This window comes from Paenibacillus sp. RC21, assembly GCF_044907935.1.
GTDB classification, from domain to species: Bacteria; Bacillota; Bacilli; order Paenibacillales; family Paenibacillaceae; genus Paenibacillus; species Paenibacillus terrae_A.
This window is the reverse complement of the sequence record NZ_JBIYCS010000015.1, coordinates 40,336-62,397: the sequence shown is the minus strand read 5'-3', so window position 1 is coordinate 62,397 and position 22,062 is coordinate 40,336. Positions and strand designations below refer to the sequence as shown.

At 48.4% G+C, this 22,062-nt stretch carries 20 protein-coding genes and 1 other RNA gene; 2 read left to right on the top strand and 19 right to left on the bottom strand.

Translation table 11 applies throughout. The features are described from left to right. Positions 1-378: 378 nt before the first annotated feature. The 15 genes from ABIA61_RS25895 to rpoE all read right to left on the bottom strand — a co-directional run bounded on the left by ABIA61_RS25895 (position 379) and on the right by rpoE (position 14,087). Complete coding sequence (locus ABIA61_RS25895; protein ID WP_283654125.1) at positions 379-654, bottom strand: pro-sigmaK processing inhibitor BofA family protein; 276 nt, start codon at positions 652-654, stop codon at positions 379-381. Next, a complete protein-coding gene (locus ABIA61_RS25890; RefSeq protein ID WP_044646884.1) occupies positions 651-962 on the bottom strand; it encodes a DUF2508 family protein in 312 nt (103 codons plus the stop codon). The genes ABIA61_RS25895 and ABIA61_RS25890 overlap by 4 nt, the downstream gene beginning before the upstream one ends. A gap of 212 nt (positions 963-1,174) precedes the next feature. Then, positions 1,175-1,774, bottom strand: a complete 600-nt coding sequence (gene recR, locus ABIA61_RS25885) for a recombination mediator RecR (protein WP_044646883.1) — start codon at positions 1,772-1,774, stop codon at positions 1,175-1,177. Positions 1,775-1,800: 26 nt separating this feature from the next. Further along, positions 1,801-2,112, bottom strand: a complete 312-nt coding sequence (locus tag ABIA61_RS25880; protein WP_013308226.1) for a YbaB/EbfC family nucleoid-associated protein — start codon at positions 2,110-2,112, stop codon at positions 1,801-1,803. Between the two features lie 45 nt (positions 2,113-2,157). Then, complete coding sequence (gene dnaX / locus ABIA61_RS25875) at positions 2,158-3,909, bottom strand: DNA polymerase III subunit gamma/tau (RefSeq protein ID WP_404521614.1); 1,752 nt, start codon at positions 3,907-3,909, stop codon at positions 2,158-2,160. A gap of 165 nt (positions 3,910-4,074) precedes the next feature. After that, positions 4,075-4,485, bottom strand: a complete 411-nt coding sequence (locus ABIA61_RS25870; RefSeq protein ID WP_283654123.1) for a GNAT family N-acetyltransferase — start codon at positions 4,483-4,485, stop codon at positions 4,075-4,077. A 161-nt stretch (positions 4,486-4,646) separates the two neighbouring features. Then, an RNA gene (gene ffs / locus ABIA61_RS25865) (signal recognition particle sRNA large type) lies at positions 4,647-4,913 on the bottom strand. 107 nt (positions 4,914-5,020) lie between these two features. Further along, positions 5,021-5,218, bottom strand: a complete 198-nt coding sequence (gene rpmE, locus ABIA61_RS25860) for a 50S ribosomal protein L31 (RefSeq protein WP_044646880.1) — start codon at positions 5,216-5,218, stop codon at positions 5,021-5,023. 157 nt (positions 5,219-5,375) lie between these two features. Further along, positions 5,376-6,647, bottom strand: coding sequence for a radical SAM family protein (locus ABIA61_RS25855; protein ID WP_283654122.1), 1,272 nt, complete (start codon positions 6,645-6,647; stop codon positions 5,376-5,378). A 150-nt stretch (positions 6,648-6,797) separates the two neighbouring features. Continuing rightward, complete coding sequence (rho, locus tag ABIA61_RS25850) at positions 6,798-8,132, bottom strand: transcription termination factor Rho (RefSeq protein WP_044646878.1); 1,335 nt, start codon at positions 8,130-8,132, stop codon at positions 6,798-6,800. Positions 8,133-8,389: 257 nt separating this feature from the next. Beyond that, positions 8,390-9,643, bottom strand: a complete 1,254-nt coding sequence (locus ABIA61_RS25845) for a UDP-N-acetylglucosamine 1-carboxyvinyltransferase (RefSeq protein ID WP_025683194.1) — start codon at positions 9,641-9,643, stop codon at positions 8,390-8,392. Positions 9,644-9,851: 208 nt separating this feature from the next. Next, entirely contained in the window at positions 9,852-10,706 is an 855-nt protein-coding gene (gene fba / locus ABIA61_RS25840) for a class II fructose-1,6-bisphosphate aldolase (protein ID WP_404521611.1), read from the bottom strand. 229 nt (positions 10,707-10,935) lie between these two features. Further along, positions 10,936-11,322: a response regulator gene (locus tag ABIA61_RS25835; RefSeq protein WP_283654121.1), complete on the bottom strand. Its 387-nt coding sequence runs from the start codon at positions 11,320-11,322 to the stop codon at positions 10,936-10,938. 213 nt (positions 11,323-11,535) lie between these two features. Beyond that, positions 11,536-13,137 carry a CTP synthase gene (locus tag ABIA61_RS25830; RefSeq protein WP_014279132.1) on the bottom strand — a complete coding sequence of 534 codons (1,602 nt, stop codon included), beginning with the start codon at positions 13,135-13,137 and terminating at the stop codon, positions 11,536-11,538. A 401-nt stretch (positions 13,138-13,538) separates the two neighbouring features. Beyond that, positions 13,539-14,087 (bottom strand): DNA-directed RNA polymerase subunit delta, encoded by a 549-nt coding sequence (gene rpoE, locus ABIA61_RS25825; protein ID WP_044646873.1) that lies wholly within the window; start codon positions 14,085-14,087, stop codon positions 13,539-13,541. A gap of 405 nt (positions 14,088-14,492) precedes the next feature. Here rpoE and ABIA61_RS25820 point away from each other — a divergent pair, with 405 nt between their 5' ends. After that, positions 14,493-15,653 carry a S8 family peptidase gene (locus tag ABIA61_RS25820; protein WP_283654120.1) on the top strand — a complete coding sequence of 387 codons (1,161 nt, stop codon included), beginning with the start codon at positions 14,493-14,495 and terminating at the stop codon, positions 15,651-15,653. Between the two features lie 23 nt (positions 15,654-15,676). Here ABIA61_RS25820 and ABIA61_RS25815 read toward each other — a convergent pair whose 3' ends face one another. Genes ABIA61_RS25815 through ABIA61_RS25800 form a run of 4 tightly spaced genes read right to left on the bottom strand, consistent with a single transcriptional unit; the run spans position 15,677 to position 20,857 of the window. Continuing rightward, the gene (locus ABIA61_RS25815) at positions 15,677-17,089 is read right to left on the bottom strand and encodes an MBL fold metallo-hydrolase (RefSeq protein ID WP_404521608.1); all 1,413 of its coding nucleotides are present in this window, start codon (positions 17,087-17,089) and stop codon (positions 15,677-15,679) included. Further along, the gene (locus ABIA61_RS25810; RefSeq protein ID WP_404521606.1) at positions 17,086-18,756 is read right to left on the bottom strand and encodes an ABC transporter permease; all 1,671 of its coding nucleotides are present in this window, start codon (positions 18,754-18,756) and stop codon (positions 17,086-17,088) included. Before ABIA61_RS25810 ends, ABIA61_RS25815 begins: the two co-directional genes overlap by 4 nt. Before the next feature lie 4 nt (positions 18,757-18,760). Then, the gene (locus tag ABIA61_RS25805; RefSeq protein WP_404521604.1) at positions 18,761-19,831 is read right to left on the bottom strand and encodes an ABC transporter substrate-binding protein; all 1,071 of its coding nucleotides are present in this window, start codon (positions 19,829-19,831) and stop codon (positions 18,761-18,763) included. A 21-nt stretch (positions 19,832-19,852) separates the two neighbouring features. Continuing rightward, a complete protein-coding gene (locus tag ABIA61_RS25800) occupies positions 19,853-20,857 on the bottom strand; it encodes an ABC transporter ATP-binding protein (protein WP_404521602.1) in 1,005 nt (334 codons plus the stop codon). Between the two features lie 201 nt (positions 20,858-21,058). Between ABIA61_RS25800 and ABIA61_RS25795 the strand changes: the two genes are divergently transcribed. Further along, positions 21,059-21,952 carry a LysR family transcriptional regulator gene (locus tag ABIA61_RS25795; protein WP_404521600.1) on the top strand — a complete coding sequence of 298 codons (894 nt, stop codon included), beginning with the start codon at positions 21,059-21,061 and terminating at the stop codon, positions 21,950-21,952. Positions 21,953-22,062 lie beyond the last annotated feature (110 nt).

The window sequence follows — 22,062 nt, the reverse complement described above, 5'->3', positions numbered from 1 at the left end:
TTATACAGCCTGACGGCATGTACCAAAATCTCAGCGTTGGATTTTGCAAGCAAAATCCGTACTCACTCGTTGTTCAGTTTTCAAAGATCAAACCTTCATATTCTCTTACTTTGTTTCATCACCGCATCTCAGCGGCGACTTGATTAATATAACATACATTCGGGATTTAAGTCAACACTTTTTTAAAATTATTTTTCAATTTCATTTCAGCGTTATTCTCAAAAAAAATTCCCGGGCTTTAAGGGCCGAGAATTAATGTATCATATAATCGAATTCCCCGTCAACTATATTTTAAAACAAAAGCACTTTTCGCTTGCCCTTGCCAAAAAGCTCCACATATTAAACAATCCTCGTTCCTTGATTAAACTCTATACACACTCACATAGCCTGTCCAAACAATATCATTTTCAATCCCAGTAAAAGTGCAATTCCGGGCAATCCCAAAACCGTTACAGCCCCCATCGTAACCGGATTAATAGGGATATACACCTGCGTGATCCACCCCGAATAATTAATGACATACAGCGCAATTGCCACCAGAGCCATATGCGCCCCAAACACAGTAAGCCAGCCGATACCCAGACGTTTTTTGAGGATTAGACATGACAGTACCACAACGCAAGCAATCAGAACAAGCCAGACAGCACCTCTCATTCGGCTCTCCGTTTATGAACACGGCCCGCGTCATTGGCATACCCCGGTTCATCTGCAGGCAGGTGGAAACGATGCAACCCTTGCTTTTTGGCACATTTTAAATGTATCTGATATTTACGCTCCGCAGCTTCCAGAACAAAAATGGCATAGTCGATTTCGTCCTCGCCTGTAGCTTCATGAAATAACCGATGCGCTCTTAGCCATTCCGCATGCGAAGCCCGAATCTGGGCAAACAACTCCTGACGATGCTCTGCTTCCGATTTGCCGTGTTCCTGTCGACGAAAATTTTGCTTCACCCGTTCCCACATCCATTCATCCTCCTCACAAGCTGAATTATGTGCACAGTCTGTAAGACTACCTTATTCATACTTATTTAACAGAGGACAAACTTAGAACAGGAACCATCTATACCAGTCATATCATCACAAAATAAAAAGGAGCCATAAAGGCCCCCAGATTGTCGAGAAAATCCATAAGATTTATCGGCACTAAAAATATCTATAACGTATAGTTGTACTTATTAGTTCAGCTCTCTGCGGCCTTCCAGCGCTTTGGACAGCGTAACCTCATCGGCATACTCCAAATCCCCGCCTACCGGCAATCCGTGAGCAATACGAGTAACCTTGATTCCAAAAGGACGCACCAGCCTAGAAATGTACATGGCCGTCGCTTCTCCTTCAATGTTCGGATTCGTAGCCAAAATCAGCTCTTTGATGCGTTCATCACTAAGCCTGTTCAATAATTCCTTGAGCTTGATATCTTCAGGACCAATTCCCTCCATAGGAGAGATTGCTCCATGAAGCACATGATAAAAGCCGTTAAACTCCTTGGTGCGCTCCATAGCTACCAGATCCTTGGAATCCTGAACAACACAAATGACGGAAGCATCCCTTGTCTTATCCTGACAGATCCGACAAGGGTCCGTGTCCGTAATATTGCCACAGACGGAACAGAAGTGAAGATTGCGTTTCACATTGACCAGTGCTTTGGCAAAATCAATCACATCGTCTTCCTTCATTTTCAGAACGTGAAAAGCCAACCGGGCGGCCGTCTTAGGCCCCACCCCCGGCAGGCGCGTAAATGCATCAATCAGCTTTGCAATCGGCTCCGGATAATACAATAGTGTGCTTCTCCTTTATGCGCAGTCTAGAACAGGCCTGGAATTTTCATCCCGCCTGTAAATTTACCCATATCATCATTAGCCAGTTCATCTGCTTTGGACAAAGCATCGTTGACAGCAGTCAACACGAGATCTTGCAGCATTTCCACATCATCAGGATCTACAGCCTCCGGTTTGATTGTGATGGAAAGCACTTTTTTATGTCCGTTTACCTCTACAGTCACAACACCGCCGCCGGAAGTACCTTCAATTACTTTTCCGCCAAGCTCCTCCTGGGCTTTCAGCATTTGCTCCTGCATTTTTTTCACTTGCTTCATCATTTGGTTCATATTGTTCATTTCAATCATCTCCTTTAATGAAGTATACATCCAGACACTTTGATTTTAATCCTTTATAACTACCAAATCTTCCCCGAAAAGTTCAATAGCTTCATCAATCCAGGGCTCCTTGGACTTTCCCGGTGCGTCATGCTCCTGCTCCAGTTGGAATTCTTCGGCAGGCTGATCGGGAACTCCTTCAATCGCAGCATTCCAATCCTTTTGCATCATTGTCACCAGACGATAGGGATGCCCCAACTGTTCGTGCAGAACCTTCTCAATGACCTGCTTGTTGGCAGGCTTTTCAGTAGTTTCACGGTGAATGTTGTTCTTAAACGCCACGAGTACACTATCCTCTAATACAGACACTGGCTCGCCGTCCATAAACCATGCATGAACTGTGACTTTCGCTTCTTTGACTCCCTGCAAAATTTGGCTCCACTTACGCCCCGCTGCCGCAAATGCCTCTCCCGACTTCTCGGCGATATAGCGATCTAGCTGCGAAGGAAGCTTGACTGGCGCAGAAATCCGCGGAGCGGGAGCGCGCCCCCCGGGAGCCTGACGGTTCACCGACGATGCATCCTGCCCTGCCCCGGCAGCCAATCCGCCCTGCAACGCGCGCTCCAGCTTCTTCTCCAGCTCGGCAAGCTGGCGCTTCAAAACGGCTACATCCTCCTGATTGGCAGCAGCACCAGAATGCTGTGTAGTTGGCTGAGCAGCGGTTCCAGCTGCCCCAGGAATGCTGCACAGCTTCAATAGAGCCACCTCAAACAAGGTTTGCGGCTGAACGGCATACTTCATCTCGCTCTGATAGCGATTAAGCGTGTCGATCATGCTAAAAAGCTGCTCCTTGGTAAAAGCTTCTGCCACTTCCTTGAACTGCTCTGGCTCCAGCACGCGCTCTGTCATTTTAGTTGCCTGCGGTACCATCTTAATCATAAGCAGATCCCTGAAATAGTACAGCAGATTTTCCATGCATTTATCTGCGCTTTTACCTTCTTGCATAAAGTTCTCAATCATTTGCAGTACTGTGCCGACATCTTCTTTCAGCAATGCCAAGGCAAGCTTGCCGAATTGTTCAGACGCAATACCTCCCGTCATATCCAGCACCTGCTGATAAGTAACCCGACCGTCTGTAAACGAAGATATTTGATCCAGAACGCTAAGTGCATCACGCATTCCGCCATCTGACAGACGCGCAATGTACTGCAATGCGTCCGAATCAGCCTCTATGTTCTCCTGTCGACATATAAGGTCAAGCCGCTCCGTCTGCTCCTCCAGCGATACCCGCCGAAAGTCAAAACGCTGACAACGCGAAATGATCGTCGCCGGAATCCGGTGCGGTTCTGTGGTAGCCAATATGAACATCACGTGTGGCGGCGGTTCTTCCAGCGTCTTAAGCAACGCATTGAACGCTTCCGTCGTCAGCATGTGCACTTCATCAATGATATAAACCTTGTGCCGTACTTCCGTCGGCGCATATTTGACTTTATCGCGCAAATCACGAATCTCTTCAACGCCCCGGTTGGAGGCTGCGTCAATCTCCTGTACATCCATGACCGCTCCGGCCGTGATCCGTTTACAGGCTTCGCATTCGTTGCAAGGCTCCGGCGCCGGTCCATGCTCACAGTTAATTGCCTTGGCCAAAATTTTGGCCGCACTCGTCTTACCCGTTCCTCGCGGACCGCTGAACAGGTAGGCATGGGACGTGCGATTTTCGCGGATGGCATTCTGCAATGTCTGGATAATATGCTGTTGTCCTACCATGTCCTTGAACGACTGAGGCCGCCAAGCACGGTACAACGCTATATGTTCCAATGCGCGTTACCCTCTTTCCCATTCACTTTCATGAACATTATGTTCACTTCATTATACTATACTCCCGTCCGAATCTAAACCGGACACCTTTCAATTTAAGAGCAAAAGAAAACCGCCTTATGAAAAGCGGTTAAACTAATCCTTTTTAAGGGGATAATAAATCAATTAAAATAATTTTTTGGTCAGAATTATTTCCAACGGCTCATTTTCGAGTAATAAACACCCTGCGTCCCAATATCCTAATTTTCTATAGAAGTGCTGAGCCTTTTCATTTGCCAGAGTAGATGTCATAACCAATTTGAAGCCCTTTTGTTTCATTTGATCTTCCCAAAAGAGGACAACTTGCTTACCTACACCCTTGTCTCGATATTGTTCATCGACCCAAATCATATTCAGGAAAGGTGTGTTGTCCCAAAAGTATCCATACCTCATCCATCCGATATTACTTTCATCTTGATTCCGCAGTATGTATATTTCATTTCCCTTTATTTTTACCTGTATTAAACTCTCTGAAATATGATGGTCATGGTCTCGTATGTATCCATAGTCTGAATCAGTTGCAAAAACAATTCTCATCTTTATCCTCCTTTATGTCACATTAACAACTAATCCATCATTTGTGAATCTGCACGCCAGTTAGTTTAGGAGGAAAAACATGAATGTAATTAAACATCGCCAAACACAAAAAAAACATCTTCGCAATGACTGCCAAGATGTTCTAATTCTCTAAATATAAACCGTGCACCTGTTATTGATCGTTGTGATCCGAGCGGCAATCCTGAACAACAACTCGGGCTAGGCTACCCTCCGGCACAAGAGTGCTCTTGCTTATGGCTGCTTCCTTCCGGACCTGACCAGGTTCACAAGTACTCATTGCGGAGGACCCAACCGTCAACATTGTGCGCAGGGACCAGCCTCACATCAACAACACCTCTAACAGGAATTCAACCTCGCTATAGCGGATTGCGAGTTACAGGGCACCGCTACCTCCCCATCTAGCACGGTGAAAATAAGTATATCTCAAGGCCGCACAAAAAGCAAACATCCACAACAAAAAGAGCCCTCTGCAATAGCAGAAGGCTCTAATAACTTTATAACCTGCGGTAATCGATTAGATACCGTATTTCTTCTTGAAACGATCTACACGGCCGCCAACATCAAGGAATTTCTGCTTCCCTGTGAAGAATGGGTGGCAAGCGGAGCAAATCTCCACGCGCAGAGAACCTTTCACAGAACCGGTTTCGAACGTATTTCCGCAAGCACAAGTGACATTAGTTACGTTAAATTTCGGTTGAATAGCTTGTTGCATTGAACTTTCACCTCTTTCCGCCCTGAACATCCTATCAGCCCAGAGTTGTATGAACACATGTTCACATTATAGCACCTGGATATGAGCGTTTCAACAACTCTTTTGTGTATCCAAAAATGGTGTAAAACAGGTGCAGTTCAACCCACTATTGACCGTTCTAGGCCTTGGCAAATTTGGGACGCGCCAGCCCTTGGGGCGGTACGTGGGTGTAAGACCCGATAACGACATCAGGCAGTTCCTCACGGTAAATCTCAAGCATTTGCTTCATGCCAAGGAGCTCCCCTTGGGCAGGTGGAATCAGCTCCAGATAGCTTTCAGGATCAATATTCAGGTTGCGCATCTGAATAAGCTTGAGCTTTGTGCGTTTGGCAAACTCAATCATCGCTTCGATTTCTTCCTCGCGGTCTGTCACGCCCGGAAAAATCAAATAGTTAATCGACGTATATACTCCCTGCTCGGAAGCATAACGAAGTGATTTTTCCACATTGGCTAACGTGTAACCACGCGGCTTGTAATAAGCATTGTAATGGTCGTCCAGCGCGCTAATCGTGCTGACCCGCATCAGATCAAGTCCAGCATCTACGATTCCCCGGATATGATCGTTCAAACCTGCATTCGTATTAATATTGATGTATCCCATATCTGTAACGGAACGGACCTCTTTGATCGAATCTATAATCAATTTGGCCTGAGTAGAAGGCTCACCTTCACACCCTTGACCAAAACTAATGATGGACTCCGGTGTTTTCAAATGCTCCAACATGACTTCCACAATCTCATCGACACGAGGACGGAAGTTCATTCTCGTCTGAGGGGATACAAAACCACTGTCATCCGGCTGTTCCGATATGCAACCAAAGCATCCGGCATTACAAGAATAAGATACCGGAACTCCGCCCTCCCAGCGATTCAGGAACGTGTTCGAGGAAGTAAGACACTCATAGCCTAATGCACAGTTGGACAAATGTTGGTACAGCCGATTTTCCGGGTACTGCTCTGTCATCCGCTGCACGCCCTGCTTTACCTCGTGGCGGTCACAGTTTTCCGGATTCCATTTGGACGGATTATCACTCCGCTCTGCCGTTACATAGAAAGCTCCATCTTTCCAGACCACGGCCGAATAGCCGAACAAGGGGAGCTTATACTCCTTATCGGTCTTCACATACCCTGGCAGGCACAAGCGTGTAAAGCCTTGAGGTAACAAAGCCCCCACTGCCTGCATATCGCCTGGCAAGGAAACCATTTCTCCGGATTCAGGGTTCATACCGACCGGGCGTGTGTTGGGCAGACTTACCAGCGTAGCTCCTTCCGGTAGCGGAATAAGCTCATCTTCCATGATTTCGACAATCATGTCTGCACTGCGGGCAAGCCCATACAAAGAAGCATGATCGTATACATTGCCTTTTTCGTCGGCATACACCAAATACATTGTGGAGCTCCTTTCGTTCCGTCAAGCGCACGCCTTAAACCAATCGAACCTTGACGGCTGCGTGCTTGAGGAACAGATAAATACCTATCATGGAAATGACGATTATCCATAGGCTGATCATTGTTATTCAGGGTAGCTATACTGCTGTTTTTAGTTGGTTGAAGCTGGAACCGATGCTGCGGTGGAACGCGTGGTTCTCCGTTGCGGAGTGCTTGAAGTGCTTTGTGACCCGCCGGACGGTGCCGTTGTATCAAACGAGGCCAAAAACTCTGCGTTATTGCTGCTGTTCCGCAATTTCTTTAGGAAGCCTTCCACAAAATCGTGGCTTTCCGTCATATTTTTACGAATAGCCCAAATGGTATCCAATTCTTCCTTGCCTAACAACATTTCCTCACGCCGGGTACCGGAGCGACGAATATCAATAGCCGGGAATATGCGGCGTTCCGCAAGCTTGCGGTCCAAATGAAGCTCCATATTGCCTGTACTTTTAAACTCTTCATAGATAATGTCATCCATCCGCGATCCTGTATCAATGAGCGCTGTGGCCAAAATAGTAAGACTTCCGCCCTCTTCCACATTCCGCGCCGCACCAAAAAAGCGTTTCGGACGGTGGAAGGCCCCTGGATCAATCCCCCCACTAAGCGTACGACCAGATGCTGGAATAACCAAGTTGTAGGCACGTGCAAGACGAGTAATGCTATCCAGCAGAATAACCACGTCTTTTTTATGCTCTACAAGGCGAAGGGCACGCTCTAGAACCAATTCCACTACCTTGATATGGTTCTCAGGCAGTTCATCAAAAGTGGAAGCAACAACTTCACCTTTAACAGAACGCTGCATGTCAGTCACTTCTTCCGGACGTTCATCAATCAGCAAGACAAACAGCTCAATCTCGGGATTGTTGGTAGAAATGCTATTGGCAATTTCTTTGAGGAGAAGTGTTTTACCAGCTTTGGGAGGTGCCACAATGAGTCCACGCTGTCCAAGTCCGACAGGGGCCAATATATCCATTATTCTCGTAGACAAATTATTGGGGGTAGTTTCAAGGACTAATTTAGTTTGCGGATACAGTGGAGTCAGTGCTGGAAAGTGTAGCCGCTCAGCAGCTTGTTCAGGACTTCTTCCATTGACAGCGTTAACTTGAAGCAATCCAAAATATCGTTCATTCTCTTTCGGAGTCCGGCATTTACCGGATACTAGATCGCCTGTTCTCAAGTCAAACTTGCGGATTTGTGAAGCAGAGATGTAAATATCTTCGGTACTCGGGAGGTAATTGATCGGCCTCAGAAAGCCGTAACCTTCAGGAAGTATTTCCAGAACGCCCTGCATAAACATCAATCCGCTCTTCTCGGCTTGTGCACGCAGGATGGCAAAAATTAATTCTTTTTTCTTGAGCGTTCCGTAGTACGGGATCTGGTATTGCTTGGCCAGCTTGTACAGATCGGTCAGCTTCATTTCTTCCAGATCGGAAATTTGCAGATCCATATAATAACCACCTATTCAATTATTAAGTCCATTCAAAACTAAATGATAGACAATGATATCATAAACGCCATCAACATAATTTTAACCAAAACAAATAAAGTTATGCAGCCATCTGCTTGGATTATACCGAATTATTCCGGTTTTCCGATAAAAGATTGTTAGGTATGGACCTATATCTTGTATCATGCAGCGGCTGCATAGAGCCTATCCATTCTATTGTTCATCCGTTCCGGGAGTCCCAAAATGTACGAAGTTTGTTATTCTGTCTGCCGCCATACGTCCGCGCCCAAAAGACGCAGATTGGAGACGAGATGGTCATAACCACGGTCGATGTATTCGACACCTGACACCTCGGTTACGCCTTCACTTACTGTAAGTCCGGCAATGACAAGCGCTGCACCAGCACGCAGATCGGCCGCTTTGACTTTAGCCGCATTTAGCTTGCCACCTTCAATAATAGCCGAACGACCTTCCACGCGGATTTTAGCCCCCATTCGCACAAGTTCCGGGACGTGTTTAAAACGATTGCTATAAACAAAATCGCTCAGTACACTAACCCCTTGCGCCTGAGTAAGCAAACTGGTCATAGGAGATTGCAAGTCTGTGGCGAATCCGGGGTAAATTAAGGCTTTAACATCAACATGCTCATATGAAGGTGAACCCAGAACACGAATACTTTCGTCATATTCCTCTATACCAATACCCATTTCCTGCATTTTTGCAGTCAGGGCCTCCATATGCTTGGGAATTACGTTGTCAATCAAAACATTACCACGAGTAGCCGCAGCAGCAATCATATATGTGCCCGCTTGTATGCGGTCAGGTATGATGGAGTGACGGCAGCCATGCAGCTCGGACACACCTTCAATCCGGATCGTTTCCGTTCCGGCCCCCTTAATAATGGCCCCCATGGAGTTTAACAAGGTTGCTACATCTATAATCTCAGGCTCTTTAGCCGCATTTTCGATAATTGTGGCGCCTTTGGCACGTGCGGCCGCCAGCATAATGTTAATCGTAGCTCCTACACTGCTGACATCCAAATAAATCTTGGTACCACGCAGCTCTTTGGCATGCAAATGAATAGCACCGTGCTCGTTCGTAACCGTAGCACCCAGTGCTTCAAAACCTTTGATATGCTGATCAATGGGCCGAGGTTCAAAATTACACCCTCCTGGCAAACCGATGATCGCTTCCTTGAAGCGGCCTAGCATGGCTCCCATCATATAATAGGATGCTCGTAATTTCTTAACAGGTCCATTCGGCATGGGAATGGATTTAATGGAGGATGGATCTATTCTCATCTGGCTGCCTTCCCAGGCAACGGTTGCACCAAGCTCCTCCAGTATTTCGGAATACACCGCCACATCACTCAACAGCGGCAAATTGTCCAAAATGACTTCCGACTCTGCCAGAATGGCGGCGGGAATCAAGGCGATGGCACTGTTTTTGGCACCGCTGATGGAAACTGTACCTTGAAGCGGCCGTCCACCGGTGATCATCAATTTTTCCATAAGCTTGAGGGTCCCCCTACTTGTTTTGCAGTCGGTCAAATAATAAACTTTCAACTTTTTGGTGGTTAAAATGGAAAGACACCGGCTAAGCGGTGTGCTTTCCAAGTCAAACTATTCAACTGAACAGATTCAAATCTTCTGTGCAGAACTACTATTACAATCAAGAGATACATTGAACCATGCAGACGCACGGTACATCAACTTATTCTTATGCTTGGTTGTTGGAACCGAACTCACGGATTTTACCGATAACGGTTTGTTTAATCGCTTCACGACCTGGAGCGATAAATGTACGTGGGTCATAAGCATCCGGTTTCTCAGCAAGCACTTCACGAACCACTTTCGCGAACACGATTTGGTTCTCTGTGTTTACATTGATTTTGGAAGTTCCCAGCGAGATTGCTTTTTTGATATCATGCGTTGGGATACCAGTACCACCATGCAGAACGAGTGGAAGTTTGATTGCAGCGCAGATCTCTTCCATTTCTTTGAATCCGAGGTTTGGCTCGCCTTTGTAAGGTCCGTGAACGGAACCCAGTGCAGGAGCCAATGTGTCGATACCTGTTTCGTTAACGATACGCAGACAGTCGTCAAGCTTCGCGTACATTACGTCACCTACAACATCATCCTCTTGACCGCCAACCATTCCAACTTCAGCTTCAACGGAAACGCCTTTGGAATGTGCATAATCAACAACTTTTTTCGTTGTTGCAATGTTCGTGTCGATCGGGCTGTGGGAATCATCGATCATAACAGATGTGAAACCAGCATCGATAGCTTCTTTACATTTTTCAAAGCTGGAACCGTGATCCAAATGGATCGCAACCGGAACCGTAATTTTCATATCATGAATAAGACCTTCTACCATTTTAACAACAGTGTAGAAACCGCCCATGTGGCGTGCTGCACCTTCAGATACGCCCAGGATTACCGGGGATTTTTCTTCTTCAGCAGCGCCCAGAATAGCTTGAGTCCACTCCAGGTTATTAATGTTGTATTGACCTACCGCGTATTTTCCTTCAAGTGCTTTGTTCAACATGTCTGTCATAGATACCAATGGCATGGTTACAGTCCTCCTAAGGGTGTTTGGGTTTGTCTATATTTTAGCCGACATCACATACGGGCTTATTATACCACAACCCATGTTAAATACTAAACAAGCTTTTGCACATCAACACATACGAAAATCACGCCCAGGACGCCGTTTTTTCATAGAATTGTATAAGGAGAGGATTTACTTTCAGTATTTCCCATAAACACAAACAAAAAACCCTGTTGTGTTAACAGAGTTTTCAACTAAAGTGATTCGCTTCGTCACTCCTGAGTTGCTTGTTTACGGCGATTCGCATTTCATCAATATCAAAGGGCTTGGTAAAGTGCATGAGTGCTCCCAGCTCCGTCGCCTCTTTAATCATGTCCAGTTCTCCATAAGCTGTCATCATAATAACCTTGATATCGGGATTCATGGTCTTTAGATGCTTCAAGATTTCAAGTCCGTCCATACCCGGAATTTTCATATCGAGCAGAACCAGATCAGGCGGTTCCTTTTCAACAATTTCAAGTGCAATTTTTCCGTTTGCTGCCTGAAAGGTCTCGTAACCCTCACTTCCGAACACTTCCATCAGCAAAATTCGTATTCCATTCTGGTCATCGACGATTAACACTTTTTTCTTTTCCAATGTTTTAACCTCCTAAGATCTTAAAACGAGGATCATGCAGCTATTGCCATAACAGCGTCCGATGACGTACAATATCCGTCCCATACCCTAAACTATATTCGCTCCTGCAAAAAGAAAATCCTTCTCTTATACATAATTGTGGAATATTCTTTCATAATCAGGAAGCGTGGAATAAAAAAAGACCTCCCTGAGGAGGTCTTACAGGCCACAGCATTAGCCTTGAAGCTGCAATGCCGCCTTAACAAATTCACGGAACAACGGCTGTGGACGGTTCGGACGGGAAGTGAATTCCGGATGGAATTGTACCGCCAGGAACCATGGATGCTCAGGCAGTTCCACAATTTCCACCAAACGTCCGTCCGGTGAAGTACCGGAAATGCGAAGACCTGCCTTTTCAATAACTTCACGATATTCGTTATTGAATTCATACCGATGACGGTGTCTTTCATATACCAGCTCATCGTTGTAACAAGCCGAAGCCAGCGAGCCTTCCGTCAGCTTGCACGGATACAATCCGAGACGCATGGTGCCGCCCATATCTTCGATGTCCTTTTGATCAGGCAGCAAGTCGATGACCGGGTAATCCGTAGCCGGATTGATCTCCGAGCTGTTGGCTCCATCCAGACCAGCCAGGGAACGGGCAATCTCAATGACAGATACCTGCATACCAAGGCAAATACCAAAGAACGGGATTTTCTGTTCGCGAGCATAACGGATGGTGCTGATTTTACCTTCAATTCCGCGATCGCCGAAGCCGCCCGGTACGAGAATACCACCAATGCCGCCCAGCATGTCTGCTACGTTCTCGTCCGTTACTTCTTCTGCGTTCACCCAACGGATTTTCACATCCGCATTGGCGTCAAATCCGGCGTGCGAAAGGGATTCGACCACACTTAAATAAGCATCATGCAGTGCAACGTATTTACCAACAATGGCGATTTCAACCGTTTTATCCAGCTTTCTGATCCGTTCAACAAGCCCTTCCCACTCCGTCATATCCGGTGCAGGTGTTGTCAGCTTGAGGTGATTGACTACGATCTCGTCCAAGCCTTCTTCACGCAGATTCAATGGAACCTCGTACAAAGTCGAAGCATCGCGGCATTCTACTACTGCGTTAGCATCAATATCGCAGAACAGCGCGATTTTGGCCTTCATATCGGAGGAAAGTTCATGCTCTGTACGGCAAACAATGACATTCGGTTGAATGCCGATGCTGCGCAGTTCTTTTACACTGTGCTGAGTTGGTTTGGTTTTAACCTCACCAGCAGCTTTAATATAAGGAATGAGGGTTACGTGAATGTACATTACATTCTCGCGTCCAACCTCACTTTTGAGCTGACGGATCGCTTCCAAAAATGGCAAGCTCTCGATATCGCCCACGGTACCGCCGATTTCTGTGATAATTACGTCCGAACCCGCTTCACGGCCTGCACGATATACGCGCTCCTTGATTTCATTCGTAATATGAGGAATGACCTGCACCGTACCGCCCAAATACTCTCCGCGACGCTCTTTACTGATTACGCTGGAGTATACCTTGCCTGTCGTGACATTGCTGTTCTTGGACAGATTAATATCAATAAAGCGCTCATAGTGTCCCAAGTCGAGATCCGTTTCCGCACCGTCATCCGTTACAAACACTTCACCGTGCTGGTAAGGGCTCATGGTCCCCGGATCGACATTAAGGTAAGGGTCAAATTTTTGAATCGTTACCTTCAGTCCCCTGTTCTTCAGAAGCCTTCCCAGTGAAGCTGCCGTAATCCCTTTGCCCAAGGAAGACACAACCCCGCCTGTCACAAAAATATACTTTGTCACTGTTTAAAACCCTCCTAAATAAAGTCCAAAATTCAGGCGACATTATGATGTTATCGTAACCCGTTTACACGGATTATCATCCATGAAGAAGGCAGCGGAATCATTTTCCATGCCCGCCGCCCTTAGCCCTCTTTCATGAGTGGAAACACCCTATAAAAAAACAAAAAAGCACTCCCGTAGTACGGGGCACTTTTATACAAAAAGCAAACATATAAGTGAATCAATCATAAGCCCAAGCAATAGTTTACCCCGTGTCCAATCCGCTGTCAAGGAAGTTATCTGTGTTAATTTGCCCATTGAACAAGATTGGAGGGAATCCACATAAAAGCTTCAAATCAGAAGGAGTTTCAAGAAAATGGTCATGAAAAAGGGGAGAATACATCTCCCCTTGCAGCCTGATCTTAACGAAGCGAATCATCGTCTTCTTCCGTCGACTCGTCGTCATTTTCATCTTCAGTGTCTTCCTCATCACTGAGGTCTTCATCGTCTATAACCACGTCTTCATCACTATCATCATCTTCGCCGTCGAACAGCTCTTCTTCGCCATCCTCGTCTTCACTGTCTGCATCGAAGTCGTCATCGGCGCTGTAAGTTTCTTCTTCCTCATGATAGTCCTCTTCGTCGTCATCATCTTCGTCATTAATGATACGAGGACGTTTGGCGCCTGTCAGAGTATCTTCGGATTTATCCACTGGATACCAACGTTTCAAGCCCCACAGATTCGTACCGACACAGGCGAAACGCCCGTCAATGTTGATTTCAGTATATAGCTGAGCGATAACGTCATTAATGTCTTCGTCGGACATGCCGCGCAATTTGGCGACTTCATTCATCAGGTCACGGTAATAATATGGAGTATTGGCCGCTTTCAATACCATAAATGCCAAATCCACCATTGGAGTCTCGTGGACTTTCTCCGGGTCAATCTTCAAGTTGAGTGGGGTACTCACCTAGGGACACTTCCTCTCACACGTAATTCACAAGAACATGTTTCAGAGCATACACGATACATGCAATACTAACATATCCATTATCAAAACTAAGTAAAACCTATTTGGAAGCAAATTGCAAGTTAAACATGGGTATCCGTACAATTTGCAGTAGTATGCCTTGAACAAGGCGGCGCACGTTAAAAAGACGGGGTCCCCCCCGTCTTTCGACTGTACCCGCTCCGGGAGAAGTCCCCAAAGTTGTTGCACAAGAGCTTATGCCCTCCATGTATCGTATGTGTCCACGATCACTTTGACACGACAAGCAGGCCTATTTCAATAAAAAAGGGGCAGGTTTCCCATGCCGCTGCTGACGCTTGCTCATACAATACCTCAGCATGGCTCATCGGAGGGGGACTGTCTCAAATGGACTATCCGGGTTTTTTGCAGCGTTTGCACGAGGGCATTTCGGAGCCGTCCGGCAGTGGACGGCACAAACATATCATTACGTTCGATAAGCCTCACCAATACCGGGAATGCCTGTCCTATCTCAGGAAGCTGAAACCAGAGCTTGCGGGATTACGGCAAGTACAACCGGCGCGTCTGATTCGCGCTCTGATCGCCCCGCTTTCAGGGGGAGACAGGCTGGGCAAATATCACAACGGTGTTACCGTTGAAGAAGATACGCGCATGAGGATACATGGAGGAGCGGCCCACATGCCGAGGACGGAGAAAAACCTGCCCATGCCGTGGGGGGTCAAACAGGTACGCGCATACAAGGCTTGGCCTTCCTCTACAGGAAACCGAATCAGGATTGGTGTGATCGACACAGGAGCGGATTTTCAACATCCTGATCTACGGCATTCTCTTGCCAGAGGCATCAATCTGCTTAATCGGACCATGCTGCCCTATGACGATAACGGTCACGGCACTCATATTGCCGGTACCATCGCGGCATCCAACTATGACGAGGGTATGGTTGGTGTAGCACCACAGGCGCTAATTCATCCTGTAAAAGCGTTTGACCATAACGGGGCCGCCTACGTCTCGGATATTATTCTTGGCATCGACTGGTGTGTATTGAATCGTGTCGATATCATCAATATGAGCTTCGGCATGAAATCACGCAGTAAAGCGCTGCTTGATATGGTAAACAAGGCGTACCAAAACGGTATCGTGATCGTAGCTTCCTCAGGAAACGAGGGTAAGCGTCGGAGTATTGACTACCCCGCCCGTTATTCCCAGACCATTTCGGTCGGAGCTACTGATAAATACAGACGCATCGCGCCTTTCAGCAACCGGGGACAATTTGTAGACGTGTACGCACCGGGTGAAAAGATCATTTCCTCATGGATACACGGCAAGCATCACGAAATGAGCGGCACGTCTATGGCTACTTCCCACGTGACTGGAAGTATTGCCCTGCTCCTTTCACTAAGACCGGAAATGGAGCCTGGAGAAATCAAAGCACTGCTCAAGCGTACCGCTACGCCGCTGCGCCTTCGTAAAAGCACCGGGCGCAACTCTATATCCACGAAACTTGGAGAAGTCGATGCCTTCCGACTGATGCAGGAGGGAACGAAATAACTGATGAAGTAAATGAATTACCTCTAAACGTTTAACGTTGCGCCCGGTCCCAAAGAGTGAATGGCTTTTATAGAGCTTTCCTGTTCGGTCCAGCCTTCTCTTATCAGCTCGTCACGCACAAGATCGGTCTGCGGCTTGGGCGCATGAACGAGCACAACCTGTTTACCAGGCAACTCCTTCAACATTTGCCTCACATCCGATACCCCCTGATGCACCTTGTAAATCAAATGCCGAACTATACAACAGTCATTCTGGTCTGTTTTCTGACGCGTTTTTTGATTCGTACAATCCAGCAGATGTTTACCAAAAGAACCGCTTGAAGCATGTCCCGTCAAAATAACACCGTTATGATTACTTTTTCCGCTAGCTTCACCATCCCCCGCACTCGGCGGATGATCTGATAAATACTGATAGTACCACCGCGCCCGTGGCGAATCCATCATGCCATCCCCGGTTACGATCACAGCCGAAGCATTCTGTTCCAGCAGCCGTACTCGCTCCGCAGTATCACGAGGCACAAAGATCCTGCCACTGTGCAGCACATGTTCTATCCGCACAGGTGCTTCCAGGCGCAGCCATTCTTTCAAACGGCTCAAACGCTGTAATCCCTGCCATATGTCCGGCTCTACAATCATTGCTTGTTCCGGGAACTGCTCGCTGACCCACACGATCAAATCCTGTCCCCGGCCAAAGGCGGGTACCGGAAGCAGCACATGACCACCAGAAGACAATATCTGTTCCATACCGGCCCGCAGCCGCTCCAGCTTCACAGGTTGCGGGTCTATATCCATGCCATAGGCATTATCCATAATGGAGATATCCACTAACTCGGACTCCAGCATCCATTCAGGCAGGTCATGCGCACCTCCCCAAACGGCCAAGCCCGGTACGTCGGCAGCGAGCAGCTCGGATTCGCGGCTGTAGTCTCCCGAAAAGAATAACCGCTTCCCTTCCATTTCTACCACGTACCACACTGCGCCAGCCAAATGCCCACTGCGTCCCCACATGATCCGTATATCCGGACAAGCCTCCTGCCACACCCCTAACGGCGCTTCATCCTCCAGATAACGGTAAGCAATAGATTCGATATCTCGTTCGTCGTATGGCAATTTGCCGCCTCTTGATTCTACATAAGTATGCCAGGAGCGAAAATAGGAACCTAACTGTTCCGCAGTGGCCTTTGTCGTCCAGACCTCTCCCCGGTATCCATTTTTGTACAGTAAGGGGAGCGCCATTGAATGATCTTCATGTGCATGAGACAGCAATACAGCAGTCAGCCTCTCCGCCTCCTGCGGCGGAAAAACCGGATACTGCCCGGTTCCTTCCTTTTTCACACCACAATCCAGCATGATGCGACGCTGCTTTCCTTCAAAAACATAGCAGGAACGGCCATGTTCGCCCGCTCCGCCCCAAATTCGAAGCTTGGTCATCATCATTTCCACTTTCTTTGCGAGTTTAAGCTTTCCATTAAGATCAGCAGCAGCGTGGTCAAACCGACCGATATGACCGCCATTGCCATACCAAGCGACACCTGCCCCTGTTCGAACTGGGCAAATATGTAGGTTGCAGACGTCTGGACGGATGGCGGCAAAATCAGCAATGAGCCGACCAGTTCGCGCGAAGCAATGGTAAAGGTCATCATCCAGCCTGCCAGCATCCCCGGTAAAATCAGCGGCAGCACAATCCGGCAGAATACATAAGACGGGCGACCGCCAAACACCTGTCCTGCCTGAAAAAGAGCGGTGTCTACCTGCGTAAAGGCGCTTTTGACATACTGGACTGTATAAGGAACAAACAAGACAACATACGTCAGAATGACCATACCGTACGTGTTATACAACGGAATCGGCATCCACGGCGAGTTCCACCATAAAATAAGGCCGACTACCATAACAATCCCCGGAACCGTGTTCGGAAGCAAGCTGAATGCATCCACTGTCCGCTGGAGCCTCGTACGTGAGCCGCCAATAACGAGCGCAAACCATGTGCCCAGCACAACGGCAATCGTCGATGCACCCAAAGAGAGAAATACGCTGTTCAGCAGCGCCTCCATGCTCTCTGAGCCCCAAGACAGCAGTTCCTTGTAATAATCGAGCGTAAAGTTATCCCAAGCCAAGCCGATCCCCCGCAGCTTCATGGTGGAAGCAGCGATAATTGAAAAATAAGGGATACCGATGGACGCCATTAGCAACAATAGGATAAATGTGACACTTAATCCCGTAGTCCAGCCAGATACACGAAGACGGGAAGGACGAGAACCTTTACCACCTACCAGCCTGTATGTGTACTTACGGTTGATTACCGATTGCACATACCATACGAGCAGACAGGCGGTTAAAAGCACCGAGGCCATTGACGTCGCCTTGCCAAAATCAATCGGCCAACTGGAAATGTATTTGTGAATTTCCGATGTCATGACTTCATACCCGATACGTCGTCCAAAGGTGGCGGGGGTTCCAAACTCTGCAATCGTTTTGACGAAAATAAGCAGTGCGCCCATTCCGTAAGCCGACAGCAGCAGTGGTAAAATGATCCGGCGGAACCTGTACAGAAAGCCGCCGCCCATAACGGATCCGGCCTCTTCCAGACTGCCGCCAATCCTAACCAGCGCACCGCGCAGCAGCAGGTACAGGAACGGAAACAGATGTAGACTCATGATCATCACCATGCCGCCAAAGCTGAAAAAGAACGGGGTCAAGAAATGCAGGCTCGGAAACAACTGCTCCAGATACCCGTTTTTTTGCATAAACAAAATCCAACCCATGGACCCGATATAGGGCGGGGTCATAAACGGAATCAATAGCACCACGTCCAACCAGCGCCAGCTAGCGAGACGCGTGTTGGACATGATCCACGCGAGCGGAAGTGCAAGCACCGTCGTTCCGGCAATAACACAGATGCCCAGCCAGATTGAGCCGAACAGCACACCCGCAAATCGGGATGCAGCCAACGTCTGGAAAGGCGCAGACCATTGTAATCGTCCATCTACATACACACTTTGGATGAAAATTTGTAGTAACGGTAGCACGATCAGTAAAGCAAGCGCGATCAGAGCGAGCGTCAGACACCACGCTCTGATCTGTTTGACGGATAAGACCCCCATCCGCTTACTTGAACATTTGCGTGAACTTCTCCGTCACGTCAGGCCCGTGCTCGCCCATCCATTCCCAATTGGTTTTCAGCAACGGAATCTCATCCAGATTGGCGCGCTTATCTGCTTTGACATCCGTGCGGCCCGGAAGCAAGGAAGCGTCCGCTACCAGCTTCTGTGCCTCGTCCGACAGCAGATAGTCAATGAATGCCTTGGCATTCTGCTCATGCTGTGTCGATTTGAGAATCGCCGCAGGGCGCGGGCTGATGACTGTTCCTTCCTTCGGATAAACAATGTCGATTGGCTCGCCTTTGGCTTTGGCCTTGTAGGTCATGTAATCAACCGCAGCAGCGACCATGCTTTTGGCTCCGGTAATGACCGGGTCCAGCGCTTCCTGATTGGCTCCAGCCATCGCTACGCCGTTAGCCTTGTACTGCTCGAACAACGTCCAGCCCCCATCGCCATTGGCACTCAGGTAGCCTGTCATAAAATCCAGCGCCGAACCAGACAGCGACGGATCAGGAATGTTAATTTGGTCCTTGTACTCTGGCTTCGCGAGATCGGCCCATGAAGTCGGCGGTGTCTTCACCAGCTTCGTGTTGTACGCGATACCTAATGCGGAAGCACTGGTGCTGAAGTAGTTGCCTTCTTTGTCGGACCAATCGGGATTCAGCTTGTCCGCGTTTTTGGCATCCGGGTAAGGGAGCGTGAGACCGTCTTTTTTCAAGCCTTGCACGGACGGAAGAGATGCCAGTACCACCACGTCTGCTACCGGATTCGCCTTCTCAGCTTCCATCCGGGCCAAAATTTTACCTGTCGTTCCCTGGAACAGCTCGACCTTCACTCCGCTTTGCGCCTCATACCCCGCTACCAGCTTTTTTGCCAGCCCGTCAGGGCCTGCGCTGTAGACAACCAGCTTCTGATCTGTCGATGCCGCTCCGGCTTGTCCTGCTGATCCGGTGGCTTGCGCTCCATCCTTGGATGGTGTATCCGTTCCACAGCCTGCGACAGCCAGTCCAAAGGTCAATGTTAATGCGAGCATTGCACCCTTTTTCCAACCTGTACGAAAAACGTGCTTGTTCATCATCTTGTGTTATACCCCTTTTCCCTATGAAACGAGTTGGTGGATGTGTTGCGGTGATACCCAAATTTGCTTTTGTTCCCCGATAGGCAAGCGAGTGGAATGATATGCAGTCCATAGCTCGCCGTTCTCTGCCAGTATGCGGATTTCATAACGGTCCCCAACATAGCTGATATGACGAATCTCCACTGTAAAAGAGCGCTGATCCACTTGATCCTGTTCCCAGCGGACATGCTCGGGACGGAATAGTGTTCGTTCCGGCTCCAGCCAGTTCGATTTGCCAATGAACCTAGCCACCTCTGGATGAGATGGGCGACCGTAGATCATCTCCGGTGTTCCGGTCTGCAAAATATGTCCGCTTCTCATGACGACCACTTCATCGGACATTGACATGGCCTCGATCTGATCATGGGTGACGTACAGGGCAGTCAGCCCCAGATCGCGCACCAGCGACAGCATTTCGATGCGCATCTCTTCGCGAAGCACCGCGTCCAGCGCACTGAGCGGCTCGTCAAACAAGACAAGCCTCGGCCGAATGGCGACCGCGCGGGCAAAAGCGACCCGCTGCTGCTGGCCACCAGACAGCTGATGAGGATACCGATCCTCCATCCCCGACAGTCTGACTTTGTCCAGCGCCTCCAATACTGCTGTTCGCAGCTCCTTGCCACGCACGCTACCAGAACCGGGGCCTTTTCCATGCTTGTTCGCACGCAGGCCGAAGGCCACGTTTTCAAACACCGTCATATGCGGCCACAGCGCGAAATCCTGAAACACCATGCCGAAATGACGAAGATGCGCGGGAATATCCTTTTTGCGTTCAGCCGAAAAAAGAACTTCCTCTCCCATCGTGATCGTGCCGGTATCGGGCGTCTCCAGCCCTGCGATCATGCGCAGAAGCGTTGTTTTCCCGCAACCGGACGGACCGAGCAGTGTCGTGAATTGTCCCCGCCGTACGACCAGATTCGTCTCGTGCAATGCGGTCATATGGCCGAAGGTTTTACTCAACCCGTGAATATACAAATCCTGATTCATCGCATTACCTGCCTGTTCTTATGACTGACCCCAGTGTAAAGCTTGAATTCGCAGCCTGTGTTATTGGAAAGTTAAAACAAAATTAATTATTTCAATGAATTGTGTTAATACTCATAGATTTAATCTATATAGAGGGGATTGATACCGCCGCGCATGGAGCGGGCATGAGTTTCCGATCAACCTGAAAGCGAGGTATTCCAAGTGAATTTAAGTCTTTTGAAGCTGCATATTGTTGAGTTGCTGGACAAGCACCATAAAATTACCACAGTAGCCGAGCTTCTCGGCCTGAAACAACCGACCATTACCTTTCATATGAGAAATCTGGAGCGGGATTTGGGGGTGAAGCTGTTCGACACGCGTATGGGCAAAATCATCCTGACGGATGCCGGGCACGCGCTGCTCCACTATGCCGGCAAGATTAATGCGCTCGCCGCCGAGGCGGAGCGGGTTGTATGCGAGTTCGACACACTCCAGCGGGGGAGCATTCGAATCGGCGCAAGCTATGTACCAGCTACCTACGTGCTTCCTGCGGTGCTGCACCGTTTTGCCCGTGAACATCCGGGAATTCATATTGCCTTGTCCGTGAAAACTGCTCCGGTGATCAAGGACATGCTTGCCCGTCACGAAATCGACCTTGGCGTTATTTCAACAGAGCCGTTTCAAGTGCCCACGCTGGTATCGGAATCCTTGGGCGAGGATGAGCTGGTACTGATCTGCGCACCTGATCACCCGCTCGCAAGCGAAACCGATTTAATACCTGAGCGAATCGCTTCTTCCTCTTTCGTGCTGCACGGCAAGGATTCTAGCACACGCCAAATGACCGACAAATGGCTGGAGCATGGCGGACGCCGCCTCCCCTCCTATTTGGAGCTGGATTCGCTGGAGGCGATCAAACAGGCGGTCATGCTGGGAGAGCACGTCTCTTTCGTCTCCCGCATAGCTGTGCAGTCCGAGGTTGAACGCGGGATGCTGGTCATACGGCCCATTCCGGGTCAACGTGGGGAGCGGTACATTTATATGGTTAGCAATAAGGACCGCCACCGCTCGGCCCTAATCCGCCAATTTGCTGAATATTTGTTAGGGAACCAAGAATAAATCTTACCTGTCATATAGAAATTATGTTATTTTTTAACCGGAGTACCAGCTTGCCTTGACATACGACTGACATTACACCCGTAAAGTGTAGCGTGTACCCCCATTCGGAC

What these genes read in the sequence shown, in the direction of transcription:
- ABIA61_RS25895 (WP_283654125.1), bottom strand. Translation starts at nt 654, where the DNA reads ATGAGAGGTGCTGTCTGGCTTGTTCTGATTGCTTGCGTTGTGGTACTG.
- ABIA61_RS25890 (WP_044646884.1), bottom strand. Translation starts at nt 962, where the DNA reads ATGTGGGAACGGGTGAAGCAAAATTTTCGTCGACAGGAACACGGCAAA.
- ABIA61_RS25880 (WP_013308226.1), bottom strand. Translation starts at nt 2,112, where the DNA reads ATGAACAATATGAACCAAATGATGAAGCAAGTGAAAAAAATGCAGGAG.
- ABIA61_RS25870 (WP_283654123.1), bottom strand. Translation starts at nt 4,485, where the DNA reads ATGAGAATTGTTTTTGCAACTGATTCAGACTATGGATACATACGAGAC.
- rpmE (WP_044646880.1), bottom strand. Translation starts at nt 5,218, where the DNA reads ATGCAACAAGCTATTCAACCGAAATTTAACGTAACTAATGTCACTTGT.
- ABIA61_RS25855 (WP_283654122.1), bottom strand. Translation starts at nt 6,647, where the DNA reads ATGTATTTGGTGTATGCCGACGAAAAAGGCAATGTATACGATCATGCT.
- rho (WP_044646878.1), bottom strand. Translation starts at nt 8,132, where the DNA reads ATGGATCTGCAAATTTCCGATCTGGAAGAAATGAAGCTGACCGATCTG.
- ABIA61_RS25845 (WP_025683194.1), bottom strand. Translation starts at nt 9,643, where the DNA reads ATGGAAAAATTGATGATCACCGGTGGACGGCCGCTTCAAGGTACAGTT.
- fba (WP_404521611.1), bottom strand. Translation starts at nt 10,706, where the DNA reads ATGCCATTGGTATCTATGACAGACATGTTGAACAAAGCACTTGAAGGA.
- ABIA61_RS25820 (WP_283654120.1), top strand. Translation starts at nt 14,493, where the DNA reads ATGGACTATCCGGGTTTTTTGCAGCGTTTGCACGAGGGCATTTCGGAG.
- ABIA61_RS25815 (WP_404521608.1), bottom strand. Translation starts at nt 17,089, where the DNA reads ATGATGATGACCAAGCTTCGAATTTGGGGCGGAGCGGGCGAACATGGC.
- ABIA61_RS25810 (WP_404521606.1), bottom strand. Translation starts at nt 18,756, where the DNA reads ATGGGGGTCTTATCCGTCAAACAGATCAGAGCGTGGTGTCTGACGCTC.
- ABIA61_RS25805 (WP_404521604.1), bottom strand. Translation starts at nt 19,831, where the DNA reads ATGATGAACAAGCACGTTTTTCGTACAGGTTGGAAAAAGGGTGCAATG.
- ABIA61_RS25800 (WP_404521602.1), bottom strand. Translation starts at nt 20,857, where the DNA reads ATGAATCAGGATTTGTATATTCACGGGTTGAGTAAAACCTTCGGCCAT.